We start from the raw sequence: 15,045 nt of genomic DNA on the forward strand, positions 1-15,045 counted from the left end.
GGACGCGACGGTCGGGAGGCGCGGTGCCGGACCGGCACCGCGCCTCCCGTCCGTCGGGTGGTCGCGTCAGGACGCGCCGGTCACGCCCGCACGTCTGCCGGAGCAGCGTCCGGCGAGCCGGCGGCGTCGGCTTCGTCGAGCCCCGCACCCTTCGTCTCACGGACGAAGAAGAGCGCGACCACGGTCACCACGGCGGCGAGCGTCAGGTAGAGCCCGACCCAGACGATCGTGCCGTCCGGCTGCCACAGCGCCAGGGCGATCGTCGGTGCGAGCGACGCCCCGAGGATCGACGCCACGTTGTAGGCGATCGCCGACCCGGTGTAGCGGACGTTCGTCGGGAAGAGCTCCGGCAGCAGGGCCCCCATCGGACCGAACGTCAGGCCCATGAGCGAGAGCCCCACGATCAGGAACGTGACGACGGTGATCGGCCCGGTCGACGCGGCGAACCAGAACTGGAACGTCAGGCCGAACAGGGCGATGCCGATCGTGGTGGGGATGAGCGTGCGCCGGCGGCCGTACTTGTCGGCGAGCCACCCGGCGATCGGGGTGAAGACGCCGAAGAACACGACGCCGATCATGAGCAGTGTGAGGAACTCGCCCCGGCTGTACCCGAGGCCGACCTTCGGCACCAGCGGGCCGGCCTCGGCGGCGGTGGTGCCGTAGGACAGCGTGAACGTCGTCATGAAGTAGAAGAGCACGTAGGTCGCGACCATGCCGAAGGTGCCGACGATCAGGGCCTTCCACGAGGTGCGGAACACCCGTCCGAGCGGCACCTTGGCGACCGAGCCGGACTCCTGCACGCCGCGGAACACCGTGGACTCGACGAGCTTGAACCGGACGTAGAGGCCGACGATCACGAGGACGGCCGAGAGCAGGAACGGGATGCGCCAGCCCCACGCCTGGAAGTCGGCGTTCGGGGTGCCGTCCGCACCGGCGGGCATCGCGGCGTTGATCGCGATGAACAAGCCGTTCGCGAGCAGGAAGCCGATCGGGGCGCCGAGCTGCGGCATCGACCCGAACACACCGCGCTTGCCCTTCGGCGCGTTCTCGGTCGCGAGCAGCGCCGCGCCGGACCACTCGCCGCCGAGCCCGACGCCCTGGGCGAAGCGCATCACGGCGAGCAGGACCGGTGCCCAGATGCCGATCGACGCGAAGGTCGGCAGGCAGCCGATCAGGAACGTGGCGGTCCCCATCACGAGCAGCGACGCGACGAGGGTGGCCTTGCGACCGACTCGGTCGCCGAAGTGGCCGAAGACGATCGACCCCACCGGGCGGGCGAAGAACGCCAGGGCGAACGTGACGAAGGACGACAGCTGCGAGGCCGTCGGGTCCTCGTTGGGGAAGAACAGCGTGGGGAAGACGAGGACGGCGGCGGTCGCGTAGACGTAGAAGTCGTAGAACTCGATGGAGGTTCCGACGAGGCTGGCGATGATCACGCGGGAGCGCGGGTTGCCGGTGGCCTTCGTGTCGGTCGTGGCGGCGGGTGCCGGGGCGGCGGTCATGTACGGGGACTCCGAGGGGAGCACTCACGAGGAGCGCGGCGGTGTACCGAGGCTGCGGACACCGGTCGGTCGCGCGGGGTGGCGCGGGCTCGGACCGGGTGCGTTCGGTGGGTGGTGGACCGCTCGTGACGGAACCCTCACCTTACGACACCCGTCGCGCAGCTGGAAATCGGCCGGGAGGCCCGTGGCAGCGTCCGCGCGTCGCGGAGCGTCCGTCAGCCGCCGCCACCGCCGTCAGCCGGCCACGACCGTCAGCCGGCCACCGCCGTCAGCTGGTCGCGCCGGTCTCCAGGTGCGCGGGCAGCTGGTGGCCCATGCGGTCGCGCTTGGTGTCGAGGTACCCGGCGTTCTGCGCGACGACGCCGACCACGAGCGGGACCAGCGACGACACCGCGATGCCGTGCTCCTCGAGCTGCCGACGCTTCTCGGGGTTGTTCGAGAGCAGTCGGACGTGCGCGATGCCGAGGTCGGTGAGGATGCCCGCCGCACCGCCGTACTCGCGGGAGTCGGCCGGCAGTCCGAGCGCGAGGTTCGCGTCGAGCGTGTCGAGACCGTCCTCCTGCAGGCGGTAGGCCTTGAGCTTGTTGATCAGCCCGATGCCGCGTCCCTCCTGCCCGCGCAGGTAGATCACGACCCCGCCCTCGGTGGCGATGGTGTCGAGCGCGGCGTCGAGCTGCGGCCCGCACTCGCACTTCAGCGACCCGAACGCCTCGCCGGTCAGGCACTCCGAGTGCACGCGGACCAGGGCGTCGTCCCCGGGGGCCGATCCGTCGGGCAGCGCGGCGATGATCGCGACGTGCTCGGCGCTCGTGACGAGGTCGCGGTAGGCCCGCATCTCGAACGTGCCGTGGGTGGTCGGGACGGTGGTCGCGACCTCGAACTGCACCGGGCTGCCCGGGGTGGGGGAGGTGAGGGCGTCGGTCATGGGGTGCTCCGGTCGTTCTGTGCCTGGTCGGCGGTCCTGGTCGTCGCGGCCGTCGACGTCGCGTCGTCGGCACGGGCGGTCCGGGCGCGGTGGGGTCGAGCGCGGACCAGGAGGTCGGGTCCCAGGCTGGTGGTCGATGTGATGTCCAACGGGTGGCGATCGCCGATGCTTCCCACGCCGACGTCACCGATCGCGACGCGCGGGCCACCGAGCAGCACGGGCGCGAGGTACACGAGCAGCTCGTCGACGAGGCCCGCGGCGACGAGCGCCGAGGCCACGGTGGGACCGCCCTCGACGAGGACGCTGTGCACGCCGTGGTCGCGCAGGGTGCGCAGCGCGGCGGCGAGGTCGTGCCCCGGGAGGGCGAGCAGGCCGCGTGGGTGGCGTCGGACGGCCGCGTCGTCGGGTACCGGTCGGTCGCCGACGACGACGGGGAGCGGCTGGTCGGCGAGCAGTTCGCCGGCGTCGCCGCGTGCGGTGAGGCTCGGGTCGTCGGCGAGCACGGTGCCGGTGCCGACCAGGATCGCGTCGTGGGCGGCACGCTGCTCGTGCACGTGCTGTCGGGCTGCCGCGCCGGTGATCCACTTGCTCGTGCCGTCGGCGGCGGCCGCGCGACCGTCGAGGCTCGACGCCCACTTCACGGTCACCCACGGGCGCCCGGTGCGGACGGACAGCAGCCAGCGCTCGAGGAACGCCTCGGCGTCGTCGGCGAGGACGCCGCTGACGACCTCGACGCCGGACGTCCGCAGCCGCTCGGCCCCGCCGCTCGCCTGCTCACCCGGGTCGTCGACGGCGTAGACGACGCGGCCGACGCCGGCCTCGATCAGGGCGAGCGCGCAGGGGCCGGTGCGACCGACGTGGTTGCACGGCTCGAGCGTCACGACGGCGGTGGCGCCCCGCAGCTGTTCAGCGGGCACCTTCGCCATCGCGTCGACCTCGGCGTGCGGGGTCCCCGCGCCCTTGTGCCAGCCCTCGGCGAGGACGTCCCCGGCGGGGGAGAGCAGCACGGCACCGACGCGGGCGTGGTCACCGACGACCGGTCCGAGCGCGGCGAGCTCGAGGGCGCGGCGCATCGCCCGGAGTTCCTCGGGGCGGGCGCGCGGGTCGGACGGCGACATCACGCTCCGACACTACCGACGAGGCGTCGATGACGCGTCACCTTGCTGTCCCCTGTCAGCGAACGACGCCGCGGGCCAGGGCAGGTCGGACGCAGGGACGCCGTCGGCGCGACGGAGGCCGGTCCACGCGGTCGTCGGCCCGCCGTCCCGGTCCGGGATCCGGGCGGTCCCGGTGCCGGTGAACGCGAAGCCGCCGGCGCGGGCCACCGAGGCGGAGCCGACGTTGCCCTCGTAGCACTCCCAGTACACGTCGGGCGCCCCCTGGGAGAACGCCCACGCGACGACGAGCTCCACCGCCGCGTGCATCAGGCCCTGGCCTCGGGCCGTCGGTGCGAGCCAGAAGCCGAGGTCGCGGTGCTCGGTGCGGAACGACACCACACCCTCGAGCCACGTCGACCCCGGGCGCCGGATGCCCCACGTGTACTCGCGGTCGGACGCCCACCCCGGGCCGACCAGCGCGTCGACGAACGTCTGCGCGTCGCGGTCCGTGTACGGCGTCGGGACGGTCGTCCACCGCACGACCGACGGATCCTGGCAGCCCTGCGTGATGGCCGCGGTGTCGGACCGGGTCGGCACCGTGAGGTGCACCCGGTCCGACGACAGCGTCACGGGGAGCATCGTCAGCCGCGCGAGCGGGGCACGAAGCCGATGCGGTCGTACACGCGGGCGAGGGTGGCCTGCGCGATGGACTCGGCACGCTCGGCGCCGACGGCGAGCAGCCGGTCGAGCTCCGCAGGGTCGTCGAGCAGTTCGAGCGTCCGGGCGCGCACGGGCTCGAGCTCGGCGACGACGGCGTCGGCCACGGCACCCTTGAGGTCGCCGTAGCCCTTGCCGACGAACTGCTCCTCGAGCGACGCGACCGGGGTCCGCGTGAACGCCGACAGGATCGCGAGCAGGTTGGTCACGCCGGGCTTCTCCTGGCGGTCCGCCCGGATCTCGCGCTCGGTGTCGGTGACGGCGGAGCGGATCTTCTTCGCGGTGCGCTTCGGGTCGTCGAGCAGGCGGATGAGGCCGTTGTCCGACGCGGCGGACTTGCTCATCTTGCTCGTCGGGTCCTGCAGGTCGTAGATGCGTGCGGTCTCGGTGCCGATCTGCGCCTTCGGGACGACGAAGGTGTCGCCGAAGCGGGAGTTGAACCGGGTCGCCAGGTCCCGCGTCAGCTCGACGTGCTGCCGCTGGTCGTCGCCGACCGGCACCACGGCGGTGTCGTAGAGCAGGATGTCCGCCGCCATGAGGATCGGGTACGTGAAGAGCCCGACCGAGGCCGCCTCGGCGCCCTGCCGTGCCGACTTGTCCTTGAACTGGGTCATGCGGCTCGCCTCGCCGAACCCCGTCAGGGTGTTCAGCACCCAGGCGAGTTCGGCGTGCGCCGGCACGTGCGACTGCACGAACAGGGTCGACTTCGTCGGGTCGATGCCGGAGGCGATGTACTGCGCCGCGGTCGCCCGGGTGCTCGCGCGGAGCTCCGCGGGGTCCTGCGGGGACGTGATCGCGTGCATGTCGACCACGCAGTAGATGGCGTCGTGGTCGTCCTGCAGGTCGCGCCACTGCATGAGCGCCCCGACGTAGTTGCCGAGGTGGAGGGAGCCGGCCGACGGCTGGATGCCCGAGAAGATGCGCGTCTTGGTCATGAGGGTGTTCCTGTACTGCGTGGAGGGGAAGGGGTCAGAGCTCGTAGTCGACGACCACGGGGGCGTGGTCGGACCATCGCTGGTCGTACGCCGCAGCGCGGTCGACCGTGGAGCTCGTGACCTTCGCGGCGAGGTCGGGGGTGGCCACCTGGTAGTCGATGCGCCATCCGGAGTCGTTGTCGAACGCCTGCCCGCGCCACGACCACCACGTGTAGGGACCGTCGACGTCGCCGGCCTGCTCACGGCCGACGTCGACCCAGCCGAGACCCGGCGCGGTGGACCCGTCGGCGCCCTCGACCTGCTCGCCCTCGGCGCCGAAGAACCGCGAGAAGTAGGCGCGCTCCCGCGGCAGGAAGCCGGCGCGCTTGACGTTGCCCTTCCAGTTCTTGATGTCGCGCTGGTCGTGCCCGACGTTGAGGTCGCCGACGACGACCGCGAGCGGGTTGTGCTCGCGCAGCGCGGGGAGCCGCTCGGTCATCCCGTCGAGGAACTTCCACTTCTCGTCCTGCTTCGGGGTGTCGACCTCGCCCGAGTGGACGTAGCAGGACACCACCGTGACCGTGGTGCCGTCGAGCTCGTAGTCGGCCTCGATCCAGCGCCCGGCGGAGTCGAAGTCGGACGGCCCGAGCTCGACGCGGTGGACGTGCGCCCGGTGCCGCGAGGCGATAGCCACCCCCGCGCGGCCCTTCGCCGTCGCGGGGTCGTGCGCGATGTCCCACTCGTCGCCGAGCAGCCCCGCCAGGTCGTCGGTCGAGGCGCGGACCTCCTGCAGGGCGAGCACGTCGACGTCACGGGTGGCGAGCCAGTCGCCCATGCCCTTCCGGAACGCGGCGCGGACGCCGTTCACGTTGACGGATGCGAGGCGCAGGCGTGTCATGCCGACCACCCTACCGACGCGCGCCGACGGCTCCGGCTCTCCTCGTCGCCGTGGGTCGCGACAGACGGACGGGAGGCACGGTGCCAGCTGGCACCGTGCCTCCCGTCCGTCGTGTGGTCGTGTCGCGCGACCGACCTGCTCAGGCCGCGTCGTGGTCCGTCTGCAGGAACTCGACCAGGCTGTCGGCCGTCGTCTCGGCGTCGTCGCCGGTCACCGTGAGGGTGACCTCGTCGCCGTTCTCGATGCCCAGGCCGAGGAGCGCGAGGATGCTGCCCGCGTTGCCGGACTTGTCGCCCTTGGCGATCGTCACCTGGTGACCGGACGCGGTGACGGTCTGGACGAAGAGGGACGCGGGGCGGGCGTGCAGGCCGGACGCGCTGGCGACGGTGACGGTGCGGGTGGCTTCGGACATCGATGGACTCCTGTCGACGGGTGGTGCGCTCATGCTAGCGAGCGCGTGGTGGGCGGTCCCGGGGACCGGCGCCGGTCAGTCGCGACCGGGCCAGAGGACCTCGGTGCCGGCGGCCTCGACCTCGCGCACGAGGTCGGCGTTCACGCCGGGGTCGGTGATGATCGTGTCGATCGCGGCGAGCGGCGCGACGCGGCCGAACTCCTCGCGGCCGAACTTTGTGTGGTCCGCGAGCAGGATGCTCCTGCGGGCCGACTTGATCATCGCGCTCTTCACGGCCGCCTCGGCCATGTTGTGGGTCGTCAGGCCGCGCTCGGGCGTGATGCCGTTGATGCTGATGAAGGCGACGTCGACGCTGACCATGCCGATGAGCTGGTGGGTCCACGTGCCGACGCCGGCGAGCGAGTCGCTCCGGATGTTGCCGCCGAGCAGGTGCAGGTCGATGCCGGACCGGTTCGCGACGGCCATGGCGACCGGCAGCGAGTGGGTCACGACGGTGAGCCCGCGGTCGGTGGGGAGCATCTCGGCCAGGCAGATCGTCGAGGTCCCGGCGTCGATCATCACCGAGCCGTTCTCCGGCAGCTCGGCGAGGGCCGCCTCGGCGATGACCACTTTCTCGGCCTGGTTGATGCCGCCGCGGTCGCCGACGCCCGGGTGCAGGGTGATCCGCTCGACGGGGATCGCGCCACCGTGTGCACGACGGACGAGCCCACGCCGCTCCAGGCTGGTGAGGTCACGACGGATGGTCTCGGGCGTGACCTCGAGCAGCTCGGCGAGGTCCTTCACGTCGACCCGTCCCTGCGACCTCGCGCGTTCGACGATGCGCTGGTGGCGCTCTGGTGCGTACATGGACCTCGTCGTCTCGGTCGATCGGCCTGCTCGGAACAGAACGGGCATGCTCGGGCAGATCGGTGTCGGATCCGTCCGGATCGCTTCGTCCGCCAGACGCAAACGGGCATCTGTTTCTGCATTTTTATCCCCGGATGTGTTTGTTTGTCAACGCGGATCGGGGTAGTGTGCTGCCAAGCCGCACGGGCGTGGTCCGTTCGTGTCGCTGCGCACCGAACGAACCACCCCCACCGTGAGCGCGTGGAGATGAAGGAGTCTCGAATGTCCGAACTGCTCGGCACCGGCGTCGGCCGTGGCGTCGCCCACGGCCCCGTGCTCCGCATGGCGGACCCGCTCGGCGAACCCTCGAAGGACGCGCTGGCCGGCACGGCGGACGACGCGAAGCAGGCCGTCGCCGAGTCGCTCGCGGCCGTGGCCGAGGACCTCAACAAGCGCGGACGGCTCGCCGGCGGCGACGCCCAGGCCGTGCTCGAGGCGCAGGCGCTCATGGCGCAGGACCCGACGCTCCTCGACGACGTGCATGCCCGCATCGACGGTGGCACCAACGCCGAGCGTGCGGTGTTCGAGGCGTTCGGCCAGTTCCGCGACCTGCTCGTCGGCATGGGCGGCTACATGGGGGAGCGCGCGGCCGACCTCGACGACGTGGCGCAGCGCATCATCGCGAAGCTCCGCGGTGTCCCCGCCCCGGGCGTCCCCGAATCGGACACCCCCTTCGTCCTCGTCGCCCGTGACCTCGCGCCGGCCGACACCGCGCTGCTCGACCTCGACAAGGTGCTCGCCCTCGTCACCCGTGACGGCGGCCCGACCTCCCACACCGCGATCCTCGCCCGTGCCAAGGGCATCACCGCGATCGTCGGCGTCACCGGCGCCGACGACCTGTCCGACGGCACCCACGTCGTCGTGGACGCCGCGGCCGGCACCGTCGTCACCGACCCGTCCACCGAGCTCGTGGCCGACGTCGACCAGCGCATCGCGGACCGCCTCGCCGCCGCCGCCGCACCGCTGACCGCCGGTGCACTCGCCGACGGCCACACCGTCCCGCTGCTCGCGAACCTCGGCAGCCCCGCCGACGCCGCCGGCGCCGTTGCTCTCGGTGCGGAGGGCGTGGGGCTCTTCCGCACCGAGTTCCTCTTCCTCGACTCGCCGAAGGCGCCGACCGTCGAGCAGCAGACCGAGTCCTACCGCCAGCTGCTCGAGGCGTTCCCCGGCAAGAAGGTCGTCGTCCGCGCGCTCGATGCCGGCGCCGACAAGCCGCTGCCCTTCCTCACCGACAAGGACGAGGAGAACCCGGCGCTCGGCCGTCGCGGACTGCGCGCGCTGCGGAACCACGAGGAGGTCCTCCGCGACCAGCTCACCGCGCTCGCCCAGGCCGACGCGGCGACCGAGGCCGACCTCTGGGTGATGGCACCGATGGTCGCCGACGCCGAGGAGACCGAGTACTTCGTCGACCTGGCCCGCGAGCTCGGCATCCGCACCGCCGGTGTCATGGCCGAGGTGCCCTCGCTCGCACTCATGGCCGAGCAGGTCTTCACGAACGCCGACTTCGTGTCGATCGGCACGAACGACCTGACCCAGTACACGATGGCCGCCGACCGCATGCTCGGCACCGTCGCGTCCTACCAGGACCCGTGGCACCCCGCGGTGCTGCGCCTCGTCGCACAGCTCGGTGCGGCCGGCGCCGACGCGGGCAAGGCCGTGGGCATCTGCGGCGAGGCCGCGGCCGACCCGCTGCTCGCGGTCGTGCTCGTCGGCCTCGGCGCCACCACCCTGTCCATGACCCCCGCGGCCCTGGCCGACGTGCGCGCCGAACTCGGCAAGCACTCGCTCGAGCAGGCCCGCGAGATGGCGAAGGCGGCACTCGCCGCGAGCACCGCGGCGGCGGCCAAGTCCGCCGCGGCTGCCGCGCACGCCGTCTGACCCGACCAGCTCCACCCCACGCAGCACCCGCACCACCGCAGCACCAGCACCACCGCAGCACCAGCACCACCCAGCACCCCTTCACACCGCAGCAGCACCCATCACAGAAAGCCAGGCACATGACAACGTCGTCCGTTGCAGCGCCCGACGCACCCGCGAAGTCGCGGGGCGGCGCACGCGTCGCCGTCCAGAAGTTCGGCACGTTCCTCTCCGGCATGGTGATGCCGAACATCGCGATCTTCATCGCGTGGGGCCTCATCACCGCGTTCTTCATCGAGACCGGTTGGACCCCCGTGGGCGTCCTCGGCGGTTTCGGTGAGACCGACGGCGTGGCCAACATCGGTCTCGTCGGCCCGATCCTGACCTACCTCATCCCGCTCGCGATCGCCTTCCAGGGCGGCCGGATGATCTACGAGACCCGCGGCGCCGTCGTCGGCTCGATCATGGCGATGGGTGTCATCATCGGCGCCAACGGCACGATCATGATCCTCGGCGCGATGATCTGCGGCCCGCTCGGCGCGTGGCTCATCAAGCAGATCGACAAGATCTGGGACGGCAAGATCAAGCCCGGCTTCGAGATGCTCGTGAACAACTACGCGGCCGGCATCCTCGGCTTCGTGCTCGCGCTCGTCGGCTTCTTCTGGCTCGCGCCGCTGTTCAAGCTCATCGCCGAGGGCCTCGGCGCCGCGGTGAAGTTCCTGGTCGACAGCTCGCTCCTGCCGCTCGCCAGCGTCATCATCGAGCCCGCCAAGGTCTTCTTCCTCAACAACGCGATCAACCACGGCGTGCTCGACCAGCTCGGTGCGCAGCAGGTCCAGGAGTCGGGCAAGAGCATCCTGTTCCTGCTCGAGGCGAACCCCGGCCCGGGTCTCGGCATCCTGCTCGCCTTCACCTTCTTCGGTGTCGGCATCGCCCGCTCGACCGCTCCCGGTGCGATCCTCATCCAGTTCTTCGGCGGCATCCACGAGATCTACTTCCCGTACGTGCTGCAGAAGCCGGTCCTGTTCCTCGCCGTCATCCTCGGCGGTGCGACCGGTGTCGCGACCAACGTCGCGTTCCAGTCCGGCCTGGTCGCCCCGGCTTCGCCCGGTTCGATCATCGCCGTCCTCACCGCCACGGCGAAGGACAGCTACGTCGGCGTCATCCTCTCGGTGATCCTGTCCGCGGCGGTCTCGTTCGCGGTGGCCTCGTTCTTCCTGCTCGCCAGCCGCAAGCGTGACCTGGCGAACAACGGTGGCGACATGAGCGCCGCGATGGCGAAGCTCCAGGCCAACAAGGGCCGCGACGTCAACGCCGCGACCTCGGGCCTGCTCGGCAACAACGCGCCGGCCAACGACGAGGAGGCCGAGGCCGCGCTCGGTGGCGTCGGTTCGGCGTCCACCGCGACGGCGACCCGCGTCGAGAGCGTCGTGTTCGCCTGCGATGCGGGCATGGGCTCGAGCGCCATGGGTGCCAGCGTCCTGCGCAACAAGGTCAAGAAGGCGGGCATCGAGGGCGTCACGGTCGTCAACAAGGCGATCGCGAACCTCGACGGCACCGAGGACCTCATCATCACGCAGGAGGAACTGACCGACCGTGCGAAGCAGAAGAACCCGAACGCACAGCACGTGTCGGTCGGCAACTTCATGAACGCGCCGCAGTACGACCAGGTCGTCGACCAGCTCAAGAACCAGTAACGAAGTGCAGTATCGGAGGGGACGGGTGCGAACCCGTCCCCTCCACCACGTCCGTCGAGAACAAGGAGAACCCCGATGCCCGTCCTGCAGGAGAGCCAGATCCGCATCCACACCGAGGACACCGCCCCGACCAAGTCGGAGGCGATGAAGGAGGCGGCCGAGATCCTCGAGGCTGCGGGCGCGGTCACGGCGGACTACTACCCGGCGATGCTCGAGCGTGAGAAGAGCGTCTCGACGTACATGGGGAACTTCCTCGCCATCCCGCACGGCACGAACGACGCCAAGGACGCCATCAAGTCCTCGGCCCTCTCGTTCATCCGCTACGCCACCCCGATCGACTGGGACGGCAACCCCGTGCGCTTCGTCGTCGGCATCGCCGGCGTGAACAACGAGCACCTCGACATCCTGTCGAAGATCGCGATCGTGTTCTCGGACGAGGACGAGGTCCAGAAGCTCACCGACGCGCCGGACACCGCCGCGATCCTGTCGATCCTCGGCGAGGTCAACGAGTGACCGGGACCGCCGTCCACTTCGGCGCCGGCAACATCGGGCGCGGCTTCGTCGGGCTCCTGCTCCACGAGGCCGGCTACGAGCTCGTCTTCGCGGACGTCGCCGCGCCGCTCATCGACGCCCTCGCCGCCGCCGACTCGTACACCGTGCACGAGGTCGGCCAGGGCGCACAGGACCACGAGGTCACCGGCTTCCGTGCCGTCAACAGCGCGCAGGACGAGGCCGGCGTGATCGCCGAGGTCGCTGCCGCTGACATCGTGACCTGCGCCGTCGGACCGACCGTCCTGAAGTTCATCGCCCCGGTCATCGCGAAGGCGCTCCAGCAGCGCGACGCCGGTGCCGCGCCCCTCGCCGTCATGGCGTGCGAGAACGCGATCAACGCGACCGACCGCCTGCGCGAGTTCATCGTCGAGGCGCTCTCGGCCGAGTCGCGCGACGAGGCCCTGGCCAAGGCCGTGTTCGCGAACACCGCCGTCGACCGGATCGTCCCGGCCCAGCCCGAGGGTGCCGGCCTCGACGTCACGGTCGAGACGTACTTCGAGTGGGCCATCGACCGCACGCCCTTCGGCGGGAACGAGCCGGAGATCCCCGGTGCGCACTACGTCGACGGGCTCGCCGCGTCGATCGAGCGCAAGCTCTTCACGGTGAACACCGGACACGCCACGGTCGCGTACCACGGCTTCCTCGCCGGCGCCGACAAGATCTCGGACGCGATCGCGATCCCGGCCGTGCGGTCGGAGCTCGAGTCGGTGCTCGCCGAGACGAGCGACCTGCTGGTGCGTCGTCACGAGCTCGACCCCGACGTGCACCGCTCGTACGTGCAGGCGATCATCGGCCGCTTCGAGAACCCGCACCTGCCCGACACGGTCACCCGCGTCGGTCGGCAGCCGCTCCGCAAGCTGTCGCGGGACGAGCGGTTCGTCTCGCCCGCGGCCGCCCTCGCCGAGGACGGCACCGAGCCGACCGCGCTGCTCGACGCGATGGGCGCCGCGCTGCGCTTCGACGTCGCCGACGACGAGCAGAGCGTCGAGCTGCAGCAGCTGCTGCGTTCGGACCGCTCGGACGCCGACGTGGCGACGGAGATCACCGGGCTCGACGCGCAGCACCCGCTGCACGCGGCGTTCACCGACCGGGTGCGGTCGGCGCGCGGCTGACGCGACGACACGACGCTCTGGAGGCGCGGTGCCGGCTGGCACCGCGCCTCCCGTGCGTCCAGCGACCGCCTCCCCGCGAGACGCCGCGCGTCCGACGGCCGCGCCGCCCGCGAGACGCCGCCGTCACGCTGTGGCGGCGCCCGGACCTGAGGGCAGGCCGGTCCCGGAGCGTAGCGTCCACCCCATGACGAAGCACTGGGTCACCCCCGAGTTCGGCGGCAGCGAGGTCCTCGAGTACGTCGACGTCGAGGTGCCCGCCCCCGGCACCGGCGAGGTCACGATCGACGTCCGTGCCGCCGGCATGAACCCCGCCGACACGAAGCACACCCGGCAGGGCGACCGGTCCGACCTGCCGATCGCGGTCGGGTACGAGGTGTCCGGCGTGATCAGCGCGGTCGGCCCCGGCACCAAGATCGCCTCGGGCGGGGGAGCGGTCGGCGACGAGGTCCTCGCCTTCCGGGTCGAGGGCGGCTGGGCCGAGCGCATCACCGTCCCGGCCGCGGACGTCTTCGCCAAGCCCGCGTCGCTCGACCACCCGCAGGCCGCGAACCTGCTGCTCGCCGGGACCACCGCCGCCGACATGATCCGGGTCACCCGTGCCGAGGGGCGCGACACGGTCCTGGTGCACGGCGCCTCCGGTGCGGTCGGGGTCGCCGTCCTGCAGCTCCTCCGCCAGCTCGGCACGCGCGTCATCGGCACCGCCTCGGAACGCAACGCCGAGACCGTCCGCCGCTTCGGGGGCGAGTGGGTCGCGTACGGTGACGGCCTGGAGGCGCGCGTCCGGGGCCTCGCACCCTCCGGTGTCGACGTGGCGCTGGACTGCGTCGGGACGGACGAGGCGGTCGACGTGTCGCTGGCACTCGTCGCCGACCGCTCCCGCATCGTGACCATCGCGGCCTTCGGCCGCGCGCAGCAGGACGGCTTCCCCGCGGTGGGCGGCTCGCAGCCGGAGAGCCAGGCCTTCCGGGACTCCGTGCGGCAGCGGCTGATCGACCTCGCCGCGGCGGGGGAGCTCGAGGTGCCGGTGGCCCGGACCTTCCCGCTGGCCGAGGCGAAGGCCGCGGCGGAGCTGCTCGAGTCGCAGCACCCGGGCGGCAAGCTCGCGCTGATCCCGTGAGCGCACTCGGGTCTGGTTGACTCGACGGGTACGTCGCACGACCGAACACCACGAGGGGGATCACGTGAGCGACCAACGACCGACCGATCGACCGGGACCGACGGGCCCACCGGCGGAACCGCAGTACCAGCAGACGCAGTACGACCAGCCGCCGCAGTTCCGACCGCAGGGCCAGGCGCTGTTCGAGCGTTCGGCGCCGGTGGGACCGGACGGGCGCCCTCCGCTCTGGGCACCCTGGTACGGCATCGGCTTCGTCCAGGCGTACGCGCGCTACTGGAGGAAGTACGTCCGCTTCGACGGGCGTGCGAGCCGCAGCGAGTTCTGGTGGGTGTACCTCTGGAACGTCGCGATCTCCGTCGTGCTGGGCGCGATCTGGGGCATCGGGTTCGCGCAGTCCGGCCGCGAGACGTACGTGACGCCGTCCGGGGTCGAGACGGTCGTCAGCGAGCCGTCCGCGCTGTTCTTCATCATGGGGTACGTGGGGACCCTGTGGATGCTCGTGATCGTCCTGCCCTCGATCGCCCTGGCGTGGCGACGCCTGCACGACGCGAACCTGGCGGGCCCGTTCTTCTTCCTCGGCCTGGTCCCGTTCTTCGGAGGGATCGCGCTCCTCGTCTTCACCCTGCTCGACTCCAAGCCCGCAGGCGCCCGCTTCGACCGACCGGAGGGATCGCGGTGACGAACGGCGAGCAGCACGACCGGAACCCTGAGCAGCCGCAGCCGCAGCCGCAGCCGCAGCCGCAGCAGCCGCAGCAGCCGCAGCAGCAGCAGCCGTACGGCCAGCCCTACCCCCAGCACCAGCCGTACGGCCAGCCGTACCCGCAGTACCAGCAGCAGGCGCCGATCCCGACGGACGCCAGTGGCGCTCCGCCGCTCTGGGCGCCCTGGTACGGCGCCGGGTTCCTCGACGCCTTCGTCCGGTTCTGGAAGAAGTACGCCCGGTTCGACGGACGCGCGAGCCGCAGTGAGTTCTGGTGGTGGTACCTGGCGAACGCGATCGTGGTGACGGTCCTGTTCAGTGCGTACATCGCCTCGATCCTCGTCTGGGCGGCCGGGGCCACCACGACGGACGAGTACGGCACCAGGACCTCGACCGGCGGCTTCCCGGCGGTCGCGCTCCTGTTCGCCGGGCTGCTCGGGCTGTGGGGACTCGCGACGTTCGTCCCGTCCCTCGCGCTCGGCTGGCGCCGCGTGCACGACGCCGGTCTCGCCGGTCCCTTCTGGCTGGTCTCCTTCGCGGCCGGGGTCGCCGGCATCGTCTTCGGGTGCCTGGAGTCGAGCCCCGCCGGTGCGCAGTACGACCGACCGGAGGCGCCCGGCCCGCAGGTCTGAGCGCCCGGACACGACGAAGCGGCCCACC

General features: G+C 71.6%; 14 protein-coding genes and 1 pseudogene. 7 read left to right on the plus strand and 8 right to left on the minus strand.

Features of this window, described 5'->3' with window-relative positions:
- Nucleotides 1-80: 80 nt before the first annotated feature.
- The 8 genes and pseudogenes from J2X59_RS01810 to J2X59_RS01845 form a co-directional block, all read right to left on the minus strand.
- Complete coding sequence (locus tag J2X59_RS01810; RefSeq protein ID WP_326495487.1) at nucleotides 81-1,502, minus strand: MFS transporter; 1,422 nt, start codon at nucleotides 1,500-1,502, stop codon at nucleotides 81-83.
- Nucleotides 1,503-1,770: 268 nt separating this feature from the next.
- Nucleotides 1,771-2,394, minus strand: a pseudogene (ribA, locus tag J2X59_RS01815) (GTP cyclohydrolase II); the annotation flags it as partial.
- Nucleotides 2,395-2,423: 29 nt separating this feature from the next.
- Nucleotides 2,424-3,545, minus strand: coding sequence for a bifunctional diaminohydroxyphosphoribosylaminopyrimidine deaminase/5-amino-6-(5-phosphoribosylamino)uracil reductase RibD (ribD, locus tag J2X59_RS01820; protein WP_326495579.1), 1,122 nt, complete (start codon nucleotides 3,543-3,545; stop codon nucleotides 2,424-2,426).
- Between the two features lie 12 nt (nucleotides 3,546-3,557).
- On the minus strand, nucleotides 3,558-4,154 hold the full coding sequence (locus tag J2X59_RS01825) for a GNAT family N-acetyltransferase (protein ID WP_326495488.1): 597 nt from the start codon (nucleotides 4,152-4,154) through the stop codon (nucleotides 3,558-3,560).
- A gap of 11 nt (nucleotides 4,155-4,165) precedes the next feature.
- Nucleotides 4,166-5,176: a tryptophan--tRNA ligase gene (trpS, locus tag J2X59_RS01830; RefSeq protein WP_111227094.1), complete on the minus strand. Its 1,011-nt coding sequence runs from the start codon at nucleotides 5,174-5,176 to the stop codon at nucleotides 4,166-4,168.
- 34 nt (nucleotides 5,177-5,210) lie between these two features.
- Nucleotides 5,211-6,053 carry an exodeoxyribonuclease III gene (locus J2X59_RS01835; protein WP_326495489.1) on the minus strand — a complete coding sequence of 281 codons (843 nt, stop codon included), beginning with the start codon at nucleotides 6,051-6,053 and terminating at the stop codon, nucleotides 5,211-5,213.
- A gap of 139 nt (nucleotides 6,054-6,192) precedes the next feature.
- Nucleotides 6,193-6,465 (minus strand): HPr family phosphocarrier protein, encoded by a 273-nt coding sequence (locus J2X59_RS01840; RefSeq protein WP_066655121.1) that lies wholly within the window; start codon nucleotides 6,463-6,465, stop codon nucleotides 6,193-6,195.
- 75 nt (nucleotides 6,466-6,540) lie between these two features.
- Nucleotides 6,541-7,311 carry a DeoR/GlpR family DNA-binding transcription regulator gene (locus J2X59_RS01845; protein ID WP_289472587.1) on the minus strand — a complete coding sequence of 257 codons (771 nt, stop codon included), beginning with the start codon at nucleotides 7,309-7,311 and terminating at the stop codon, nucleotides 6,541-6,543.
- A 261-nt stretch (nucleotides 7,312-7,572) separates the two neighbouring features.
- On the opposite strand from J2X59_RS01845, the gene ptsP reads away from it, so the two are divergent.
- The 7 genes from ptsP to J2X59_RS01880 all read left to right on the plus strand — a co-directional run bounded on the left by ptsP (nucleotide 7,573) and on the right by J2X59_RS01880 (nucleotide 15,017).
- Nucleotides 7,573-9,228, plus strand: a complete 1,656-nt coding sequence (gene ptsP / locus J2X59_RS01850) for a phosphoenolpyruvate--protein phosphotransferase (protein WP_326495490.1) — start codon at nucleotides 7,573-7,575, stop codon at nucleotides 9,226-9,228.
- 119 nt (nucleotides 9,229-9,347) lie between these two features.
- Nucleotides 9,348-10,904 carry a PTS mannitol transporter subunit IICB gene (locus J2X59_RS01855; protein WP_066655119.1) on the plus strand — a complete coding sequence of 519 codons (1,557 nt, stop codon included), beginning with the start codon at nucleotides 9,348-9,350 and terminating at the stop codon, nucleotides 10,902-10,904.
- Between the two features lie 75 nt (nucleotides 10,905-10,979).
- A complete protein-coding gene (locus J2X59_RS01860) occupies nucleotides 10,980-11,417 on the plus strand; it encodes a PTS sugar transporter subunit IIA (RefSeq protein ID WP_022907882.1) in 438 nt (145 codons plus the stop codon).
- Nucleotides 11,414-12,568, plus strand: coding sequence for a mannitol-1-phosphate 5-dehydrogenase (locus J2X59_RS01865; RefSeq protein ID WP_326495491.1), 1,155 nt, complete (start codon nucleotides 11,414-11,416; stop codon nucleotides 12,566-12,568). The genes J2X59_RS01860 and J2X59_RS01865 overlap by 4 nt, the downstream gene beginning before the upstream one ends.
- A 184-nt stretch (nucleotides 12,569-12,752) precedes the next feature.
- A complete protein-coding gene (locus J2X59_RS01870; RefSeq protein WP_326495492.1) occupies nucleotides 12,753-13,685 on the plus strand; it encodes an NADP-dependent oxidoreductase in 933 nt (310 codons plus the stop codon).
- Nucleotides 13,686-13,749: 64 nt separating this feature from the next.
- Nucleotides 13,750-14,364, plus strand: a complete 615-nt coding sequence (locus J2X59_RS01875) for a DUF805 domain-containing protein (protein WP_326495493.1) — start codon at nucleotides 13,750-13,752, stop codon at nucleotides 14,362-14,364.
- Nucleotides 14,361-15,017 (plus strand): DUF805 domain-containing protein, encoded by a 657-nt coding sequence (locus J2X59_RS01880; RefSeq protein WP_326495494.1) that lies wholly within the window; start codon nucleotides 14,361-14,363, stop codon nucleotides 15,015-15,017. The genes J2X59_RS01875 and J2X59_RS01880 overlap by 4 nt, the downstream gene beginning before the upstream one ends.
- Nucleotides 15,018-15,045: the final 28 nt, after the last annotated feature.

The organism is Curtobacterium sp. 260 (assembly GCF_030803485.1).
GTDB lineage: Bacteria > Actinomycetota > Actinomycetes > Actinomycetales > Microbacteriaceae > Curtobacterium.

Excerpts from the sequence above, each read along its gene's own strand:
- J2X59_RS01835 (WP_326495489.1), bottom strand. The coding sequence starts at position 6,053 with ATGACACGCCTGCGCCTCGCATCCGTCAACGTGAACGGCGTCCGCGCC.
- J2X59_RS01870 (WP_326495492.1), top strand. The coding sequence starts at position 12,753 with ATGACGAAGCACTGGGTCACCCCCGAGTTCGGCGGCAGCGAGGTCCTC.
- J2X59_RS01855 (WP_066655119.1), top strand. The coding sequence starts at position 9,348 with ATGACAACGTCGTCCGTTGCAGCGCCCGACGCACCCGCGAAGTCGCGG.
- J2X59_RS01840 (WP_066655121.1), bottom strand. The coding sequence starts at position 6,465 with ATGTCCGAAGCCACCCGCACCGTCACCGTCGCCAGCGCGTCCGGCCTG.
- J2X59_RS01860 (WP_022907882.1), top strand. The coding sequence starts at position 10,980 with ATGCCCGTCCTGCAGGAGAGCCAGATCCGCATCCACACCGAGGACACC.
- ptsP (WP_326495490.1), top strand. The coding sequence starts at position 7,573 with ATGTCCGAACTGCTCGGCACCGGCGTCGGCCGTGGCGTCGCCCACGGC.
- J2X59_RS01845 (WP_289472587.1), bottom strand. The coding sequence starts at position 7,311 with ATGTACGCACCAGAGCGCCACCAGCGCATCGTCGAACGCGCGAGGTCG.
- trpS (WP_111227094.1), bottom strand. The coding sequence starts at position 5,176 with ATGACCAAGACGCGCATCTTCTCGGGCATCCAGCCGTCGGCCGGCTCC.
- ribD (WP_326495579.1), bottom strand. The coding sequence starts at position 3,545 with ATGTCGCCGTCCGACCCGCGCGCCCGCCCCGAGGAACTCCGGGCGATG.
- J2X59_RS01810 (WP_326495487.1), bottom strand. The coding sequence starts at position 1,502 with ATGACCGCCGCCCCGGCACCCGCCGCCACGACCGACACGAAGGCCACC.